This is a genomic window from Bacillus cereus group sp. BceL291, from assembly GCF_051776705.1.
Classification (GTDB): Bacteria; Bacillota; Bacilli; order Bacillales; family Bacillaceae_G; genus Bacillus_A; species Bacillus_A cereus.
This window is the reverse complement of the sequence record NZ_JBPWAP010000128.1, coordinates 1-9147: the sequence shown is the minus strand read 5'-3', so window position 1 is coordinate 9147 and position 9147 is coordinate 1. Positions and strand designations below refer to the sequence as shown.

The window sequence follows — 9147 nt, the reverse complement described above, 5'->3', positions numbered from 1 at the left end:
ACGAAACGGATTAAGGCAAAATTAAAAATGAGCCCGGTACAATACCGGACTCACTTTTATCAAGCTGCCTAATGAAATAACCGTGTCTAACTTTTAGGGGTCACTTCATAAAAGGATTAGTTCTTACTATCTTTTAATACAATAAATTTAACAAAATGACCGTGGGTACTTTAGGATTTTGAAACTAAAAAACTTGCCTTATTTGAAGTAGCTTTTAGCATGCTTTTACAGGAGGCTGTTTATAGAAATTGGACACCAATTGTTATAAAAACACTTTAATTCTCCATCAATATAAGCCTTATGAGACAGGTAATTTCGTCTGATATTAGTAAGGACAAAAAATCATATTTTACTTCTACTGAAAAATATTCATCCTCATTCCCCCCTCCATCCCTACTTTTATTATATTTTTTATATTGTGCCTTTTAAAACAACTATGCATAAGCCTATTCATCTATAAGGAGTAGCTTCACAATATCTACGATGAATATGCCTTCTATTTCTCCAGTCTCAAGCCATACTGTATCGGTTTCTGGAAATATCCGCAATTATGAGAAGTGTTAACACGCTAGTATTCTTCTTGATTCGCAGTATAAACTATTATTAAAATCGTCATTTTCAATAGCATTTCTAGCATCGTATAGGGAGAATGCATTGAAAATACTAACTTCTAATTCTTCGAAAATGGCTGCATTTACAAATGGAATTACAGACTACACTGGAAGATACTGTTCTCAGATTCTATGAACGAATCATTGTAATATCTCAATCTCAGAATTACCCAAACAATTATAAGGAAGGCATTGATCCTGATTATTTATCTCCATTAATTCCTTGCATATTCTTTTAGTAACTCACCAAAGTCCTTATAAATTGATGATGTGTCTTTTTACCACAATTAAAAACATATTACTCATCTTATGAAAAAGTGCAAACCATTTTATAAAATATCAATATATACCCTTAATTTAAATAGGCTCAATATGTTAATAGTTTGCTTACTTCTTTTACTGCTATCCATAGATTGCAAGGAAATTTAAAAATGAGGATGGAATTGAAAATTCCCTGTCACTTTTACAAATTGACATGCCTCATCACAAACTGGTACCACTTTTACATCACAAATGGTAACATTGTGACAATTCAAATGAAGTGGTGGTAAATGTCCCACACTACATTGAAGGATATGGTCAATACATACCGTATCCTTACAACACAATACTATGTCTTGATTATGGGAATCTGTGAAGCAGACACATTGTTCATCCTTTGGCTTCACCTCTATATTCATTAGAAAAGAGATACACCCTTTGATTTTTAGCACATTAACATTGATTTCCGTTTGACCGCAATCTTTTACCTCAACTGTCTTACGATATGTTTCTTTTATAATGGATAAACAATCAAGCTGATAGACGATTTTGGGTTGACAATCTGATAAAACTTCCCAGCCTTTAGGAACAGAAATTGTACAACAAAAAGGCACCTTATGTTTTGTGTTTTTTGAACGATTATATGATAATTCTATTGACAAATTTTCATCTTCATTTCTTATTTTTTTATTCATTGTAGTTACACTTCCTTTTTCAGTTTTATCCTACTACTTGATTCGTATCATACTTTTTAGGTTCTTAACTATATATTTTATGCAGAAAATATAAATTTGCGACTGTCTTTTTTTTAATGTATGATCCAACTATTATAAATGTGGAACAGATATTATAAGGGAATATCTCCACATAACATGATCTTTTTCTCAAGTAAATACTATTTTGACAATATAATTTCGTGCACATTTATCATTAGCACACACCATATAAAAAACGGACATCGCTCTCTGAAGAGTGATGTCCGTTTTCTTTTTACAACTGTAATTTACTTATTTAATTGGAACGGAAGTTAGACTACTATTTTAATTAATATTTATTAAACTGCTATACTTGCATGATCCTATTCTTCCATGAGGAGTAGTTCCACGCTATCTACAATAAACTTTCCTTCCGTTTCTCCAATCTCAATCCATACTGTATCTGTTTCTGGGAAGTATTCTAATTCTTTTGTCACATAACCAGCTGGTACTGGTGGATAATTCACATACCCTCTGTCATATTCACAATGATTATCTCTTCGTACATCTGTATACGTTTCTTCTTCATAAGTCGGTTTGTAATTAACAGATGCTGTAGTATCAACTTCATATGCATCCTCATATCCAGCATTACGGGAATTACATGCTGCTGTACCTTGGTGTGCAGTATAATCATTACACGTTCCTGTATCCGTTGGATACACTTCCTCTTCTTCACAGTTTTTAAATTTTAGTTCGTCTGTATTGTTCTCGATTTCATGGATCGTTACGCAGCCCTCTCCATATCCCTCTTTGTACGCTGTGACACGAAGGATATAGCCACGCCCCGGACAGACGCGAACTGCTTGTGACACTTCTGCTTCCCATTCTGGGATAACAAGGTCAGAACGATGATGGCTCTGTTGTACATCTACATGCCCTTTTACGTTCCAGCATGATAAGCCATTATTGAAATCGCCATTTTTAATGACATTTCTCGCATCGTATAAGGAGAACGCAGTAGAAATACGATTTTCTAATTCTTCAAAAATCACCGCATTTATTCCTGGAATGAAAGGTAGTTCTGGAAGATAAGCCTCGTGGATCCGATGAACAAGTCTATCTGCCGCATGAATCATACCAATGTTTGTATCTGCTTGTAATCTATTATAGTGAGAATCTACGAATAAAGCATCCACAGTTTCTTTTGCCTCTGTATATACTCGTTTTGTTTCCAATTGTAGTTTTTCCCGTTTGTCTCTCCATTTTTTTTCCGCTCTCTTCACACGAGACAGTGCTTCTCCAATTAATGGTTTCTCTTCGATAAATTCCAGATTTCCTAATCTTGCATAACCTTCCTGCGTCTTAATCTTGAATACCACCCACACGCCTAGGTTCTCATGCAAGTCTGTGCATCCAACATCAATATCCAAAGTGAAATGATGGGAATGATGCGCACATCTTTCTCCATCTCTGCAGGAACAATCTAGATCAGGATTCCATTCAAAATGTGGTGCGCATTGATTTGGTTCTCCGCACCTTCCGATTGGGCTTTTAACTGAAAGCGGCCATAGGGAATCGGTACCTGGAACATCCAATGTTTCATGCTTTGCATTGTAACGAATTAAATAAATCTCTAGATCTTGACTATCTTCAATATACCCTCTTAATTGATAGCGCGTATAAGCTTTTAATTCTGACTCTCCTATTTTTTGATATAAATAATTTGGATAACACTCATTAAAAGTACCCGGTAGTGTGACGTAATTCTCTTTAAATACGTCATTCCCTTCCTGAATGGTAACATTCTCACTTCCCCACCATCCATGTTCAGATAGCTCATTAATAGAGGTGAAGTTTGATTGTCCATCGATGGATGCGAAACTTAATTGCCCACTGATGAATGTGAAGTTTGGATCTTGGAGTAAGTTTCTTTCATCACTGAGTCGCTTCGCATATTTCACTTTCTCAAATAATTCTCGCTTCTCATCCAAGCAAAATTCATCTGATAAACATGCCACCATATTGGACACTTGGTCAATATGATAATCTGTCACATCTGTTTTCAATCTTCTTGGATTTGTAGAAGTAAACAGAGCATTCACCGCCTTTTGTGCTCTTTCTAAATCATATTCTGCCTCGAAGGTTGCAGTAACTGGGATAAATTCAAATCTGTCTATTATTACTTCTGCATTTGCACTAAAATTTCTAGCACCTACTATATTACCTGTTGCGGATGTAAAAGCATTGTTGATTTCAACATAACCAAAATCCCCTGATTGTAGATTATCTAATGATGCAGCTGTTGCTGGTAATGTGTTCGTAAAAATTGATGAATTGCCCAAATTAACATTGAGCTCAATCGAGGTTACAGAAGCATAACGTACTCGAACTCGATATCTGGTAGATGTCGACGTGAATTGAATTGGAACTTCAATATACCCTCTATTTTGAATATTACCATTATTCCTATTCAATCTAACTACGTCTCCACCAGTAAATCCTGGTCCTGAAATTACAGAACCATTAAAAAGAAATCTTCCCTTCACTGCAGGAATTTGAGTAATTCTATTTGGTCCAATCGTATTCGTACGATCTGCACTACGATGCGTCCAAGAATAGACTGGTGCTCTCAAAGTGTTTCCTATGATTAGTCCTATATGAGATAATCTATGACTATATGATTCATAATTTGGTCGTTCTGTTGTTTCTGGTGGTAATTCAGTTTCTGAATCAAATAATTGAATCCCAACTCCCTGATACGGTTGACTGTAGGTAGTGGCGCCTCTTTCATAAATATTCTGAGGGTTTATAAAATTAAATCTAGCCCAAGGTACTCCATTCACAGGAGTAGTAAATAGTATATTTGTCCCTGCATTTGATTCTGTTCTATAAACGTCACGAGACGTAAACTGTAATGTTACAGGATTAATTGAAGTATTATTAGTAAGTCCTTGTGTTGAGGTATTTAATGTCCCTCCTATTGGGCGGAAGTTAAGCCTATGTCCCACCCAATAATTCATATGTTGAGTGCTACTCCAACGGCTTGATGCACTGTAAATTGTAAGTTGTTCTGGAAAATCAAGTAGATGCGGAGGCCTGAAAATGGCAGCCTCTATGGCAGAAAACGATGGTGCATTATTATTAAACCAATTCGTACTTGCAAATCCTGAAGGTGCATTTGTTCTCCCAATTGGATCTGTATAAATTTCTCTTGTTAACTGAGCACTCGTATTGATTGGATAAGTGCGAGTATCATAGCTTGGGAATAGGGCTACTAAATCTAATACCCCTAACGTTAGGTCTCTACGGAATTGATTATACCGCAACCAACTTTCAGCATTTGTCCCTCTTAAGTTATTTAGCCCTGTATTATACCATTGTACGCAATGGTTAGAATATTCCTCTGTATATCTGATTTGTTCTTGGTAATATTGGTTAACATCGGAAGATGCCATCCCCCATTCACTACCAAAAAGGGATGCGTCTCTCAATAATAATAGGTGTAAATTTGCAGCTTGAGCATATACCATTAATAATGGAACTTCTTCATTTCGTATTCTGAAAAGCGGTATAGCAGTAGTAATGTCAAGTTCTAAAGCAACATAGCGCTCAAAAATAATGCTTCTTGATCTTGCATCATTTCGGTTATCTAACCAAGTTTCAAGAGCCTGCTGGTAAGATCTATAGCCTCTTCCTAGACCTTCTAATCGAGCAATAGCCGTATTCCTAGTATTTTCTGTTACTTGTTGTCTTATAAGTTGTTCTACATGTTCCAGGAAAATTTCCCATGGATCTCTGCCACTAGGCCATAATTCCCCAACAAGAAAACTATAAAAACTAGCTAGTTGTCCAGCAAACGGCACACCTAATACGCCCAATATTCTACCAGCTATGTTTATACCCGTTTGGACTGTTGATGCGCTAACAAATGGATCAATATTGTTCACCTCGGCTACACACAAGCTATCTTCAATACGAGCATCTGGTGATAGATTCATTTGCGTGGAAGGATTCGATACCGTTGGAATCGATAAAGCATTTATAATTTCATTCTCATTTTTCCTATTTGAAGTCAATATAACTCCTCCTTTTTTCGGTGTGCTTACATTACAACTATTCAATTTTTCTCCATTGAATAGTTTCTTCATAGAATTATATAAGCAAATTGTTATACGTACATTTTTTGAGTGATTTCCCTCCAATTCCTTTGGTTCTAGCACGTATAGTTTTATAATTTGAGACCAATTATTTTCGCCTCAGTTTAAATCATATGGTTCAGCTTATGAAAATATTCACAAAACGCAACGAATTTTATTAAATATAAATATATTACCTATATTTAGAATGAGTTCAGTATGTTTTAATAGAATATCTTCTGGCATTCCTAAAAATATAAGCTATTATTTACGATTAAAACATGAATAAAGCTACAATCCATTTTTAGATTGTAGCTTTTCTATGATTCGATGATTAACTAATTGGAAAAGATGTTAACCGATTTTTTTATTTTGCATTCAAAATTTCAGCCTTCAGAGTATTAAAAAACTGATATATAATTATCATGAATAATTCATAAATTTTTATAATAAGATATATAAAATATGCTACGACTTGCATTTATTGTTTAAAAAGACAATCATTTTGAAAACAAAAGACTCATTATTTTTTGATGACTTTTTCCATAAGTATGCTTTAGTTACATTTGATTATGATGGTTATTTTTTTGGTCCTAGCTGAAATTCTTTAAAGGGCTCGAACAAAATATTTTGGGATTCTTTTTAGTTTTTGCTAGCATAATGTTCTTTTAAATTTTCGATCCAAACAGATTGATGTAAATCAGTATAAGGAATCCAATCTCCAGTTTCATGAGAGCCCACAAATTCTTTATAGATTGGATGCCAGATAATTAGATAGAATTCATTTTCATATTGTATTTTATCAAATTGACGTAAAGGTTTTCCGAATTGATCTGTGAGATCAATGGGAATCGCTCCTTGGTCTAACATCTTTTTAAATTGTTTCAACCGCATCATCCTTTAAACTTTTTGTAATAGAAATAAGTTTACGATATCCAATTTTTCCAAGGATAAATTAAATTAATATTTAAGTAACTTCATTTTCTGGTACATTGTCACTGTATTGCAAAAATTTTGAATGCTAATAAGAAATGGATTGATTGTATACCATGTTTATCCCGCATTTACGAGTAGTAAGGGTTCCAACTCAAAATTCTGCTGGAGCAAAAAAGTTAGGTGGGAGATCATACTGCCCGTAAACGCTTGCTTGGTTGAATTAATAATCAGTGGGGGATGAGCAAGACCCCCACTGATTAAAGTTTTACTTTATTTAGGTCTACTACCTCATCACTTATCTTCTTTTTTATTTTGTTTACTTCGTCCACCTAAAGTTTCAACTGCATTGATTAAAGGTTGTGGAAGTGGAATACCTATACGTCCCGCATTTTCTGAAATAGACAATAACTCATTTCCCACGAAGAAAAAAATTGTGGCTTCTCGGATGGCACTATTACTCCCAAATACTATGTCTAACTGAGTTGCAACGCCTACTAGAATAAATAACACTACCTTTTTAGCAATACCTTTAAAGCCAATTTTACTTTTTAGTTTCCCATTATAACCTGCAGCAATCATTCCAGTAATGTAGTCAACGGAGACCATAGTCACTAAAATCTTTAATAATACATCCCATCCACCGAAAAAGTATCCGCAAAAACCACCAAATGTAGCTAAAAATGTTTTTACTAATACAGCTTCATGCTCTAACATTCTCTATTCTCCCTTCTGCTATATTATTAATACCAAATGTATACTCTCATGCATGTATAAAGAATTTAATCTGTATCTGCTATACTATTAATTTTTATGATACCATGATTATTCCTATCTTTTTCCTCCTCAAGCTCATGCACAACTATAGTTTAGACTATATCTATAAATAAAAGGATATACCACTTTTCATTCATGTATGAAAAATTATGTTTACAAATACTATTTTTAATGTTTCGCTTAGACACCCCTCTCGTTAAATAATTAAATAATATACCAACCCAAAGAATTACTCTTATTTTGTATATGGATTATTTTTTTCATTTGTTTTTAAAATTCTTATTCAGCTATAAAAGAGGAAAAAGTATATCTTTTTATAAATATATACTTATACTTACCTGAAGGAGTGTAATGATTTTTTAAGCAGTTTAATGGGATTTTAGAAAAAAGATTGATACTAATTGGACAATCCGATATAGTAGGAAAAACGTCATGTCAATTTGATGCCATACAATATGAAAATGAGACTTACTTAATTGTATGGCACCCCAACTATAAAGAATTTATCATTTTTAATGAAACAAAAAATCGGATTTCACATACGGATATACATCAATCTGTTTAAATAAAAAATTCAAATCATCTTTTGTTGAGAATAGATAAAGAGGTTCTAACAATTTTGTTAGAACCTCTTCTTGATACTATGTGTAGGTATTTCGCAAAAATCGAAGGTGAAAATAGTCTCCTTATAAATAACTAAAACACAACTCTCTAATACACTAAAAACACTTTCAGAATATTTTTATTATACTTCTAAAATACACTTCTAATTATTTGAAAATTCGATGGTATTGTTCCGTATTAATTTCTTTTTTATTTTCTCTTCATATTGAGTGTGTGTAAATTTTTATTTTGTAAGCGAAATACGATTGTTTTTAATGAATTTACAAATTATATATCCCCTATTTAAAGGGGAGTGGGGATGCATTATAATCATGTTTTGTCTATTATTTAATTTCTCTTCATTTATTTTCTTCAAAGAAAAAGTATATCCAATAGACTAATTATGACTAGGCTCAGAACCAAGGTAATATGAAGTTTCTCCATTTTTTCCTTTATCATTTCTTATACATAAGTTCCTTTAGCTGTATTTTGTTACGGACACGATACTCTCCAGTTGGAGACGTAAATAGTATCACCATTAAAGAAAATTGGATGTAAAGGAAAGTGTGAAGCGAAACCAGCATCTAGTATGTAGTTAGTATTTTTATGCTCTAAAATAATTATTACGTGCCCTCATCAGCTTTCCATTTTTTATTTTGGAATCATATAGAGTATTGGCTATTCAATAAACTTCAAAGTGACAATCATTTAAAAAATAATATAATAATGAATTTAAATCATAGTATAGTCCGTCACGATTATTTAAAAGTGATTTTCACACAAGATTTTCTCGAGAAATTTTTGAGACTATCCTTCCATAACGCCTATATTCTCGTAGGGTATCAAATTGAATATTTTCTTTCGATGAGATCTTTAATTTTAAGGGAAAATTCTTTTGTAATTCAGTTAACATGAAAATCCCCCTTTCGTTTGTCGAAAAAATATATATCAATTACGCTCCGGTTTTGTTTCTTATAATATTGAAGAATTTTCTTCTCTTCTTATAGGGGTTCAGCCGCATGCCCATCAACTTAAGGATAGAAACTCTACGGTTTTCCATTAATTGAAATGAACAAACTTTTAAACAGTATAATCCTCTTAAAAATGAGCATACGAAATAAACCCTAA

The 9147-nt window shown here is 33.2% G+C and carries 5 protein-coding genes; 1 reads left to right on the top strand and 4 read right to left on the bottom strand.

What is annotated here, in order from left to right; translation table 11 throughout:
* Nucleotides 1–1036: 1036 nt before the first annotated feature.
* The 4 genes from ACS2CR_RS32410 to ACS2CR_RS32395 form a co-directional block, all read right to left on the bottom strand.
* Nucleotides 1037–1567: an ABC transporter permease gene (locus tag ACS2CR_RS32410; protein WP_001035125.1), complete on the bottom strand. Its 531-nt coding sequence runs from the start codon at nt 1565–1567 to the stop codon at nt 1037–1039.
* Between the two features lie 383 nt (nt 1568–1950).
* Nucleotides 1951–5646 (bottom strand): pesticidal crystal protein Cry1Bd, encoded by a 3696-nt coding sequence (gene cry1Bd, locus ACS2CR_RS32405; protein WP_309567952.1) that lies wholly within the window; start codon nt 5644–5646, stop codon nt 1951–1953.
* Between the two features lie 702 nt (nt 5647–6348).
* The gene (locus ACS2CR_RS32400; RefSeq protein WP_033698205.1) at nt 6349–6600 is read right to left on the bottom strand and encodes a hypothetical protein; all 252 of its coding nucleotides are present in this window, start codon (nt 6598–6600) and stop codon (nt 6349–6351) included.
* 333 nt (nt 6601–6933) lie between these two features.
* Nucleotides 6934–7356: a phage holin family protein gene (locus tag ACS2CR_RS32395; protein WP_079246657.1), complete on the bottom strand. Its 423-nt coding sequence runs from the start codon at nt 7354–7356 to the stop codon at nt 6934–6936.
* Nucleotides 7357–7792: 436 nt separating this feature from the next.
* Between ACS2CR_RS32395 and ACS2CR_RS32390 the strand changes: the two genes are divergently transcribed.
* On the top strand, nt 7793–7981 hold the full coding sequence (locus tag ACS2CR_RS32390) for a hypothetical protein (protein WP_079246658.1): 189 nt from the start codon (nt 7793–7795) through the stop codon (nt 7979–7981).
* Nucleotides 7982–9147: the final 1166 nt, after the last annotated feature.

Coding starts and splice junctions, on each gene's coding strand:
- ACS2CR_RS32410 (WP_001035125.1), bottom strand. CDS start 1,567: ATGAATAAAAAAATAAGAAATGAAGATGAAAATTTGTCAATAGAATTA.
- ACS2CR_RS32400 (WP_033698205.1), bottom strand. CDS start 6,600: ATGCGGTTGAAACAATTTAAAAAGATGTTAGACCAAGGAGCGATTCCC.
- ACS2CR_RS32395 (WP_079246657.1), bottom strand. CDS start 7,356: ATGTTAGAGCATGAAGCTGTATTAGTAAAAACATTTTTAGCTACATTT.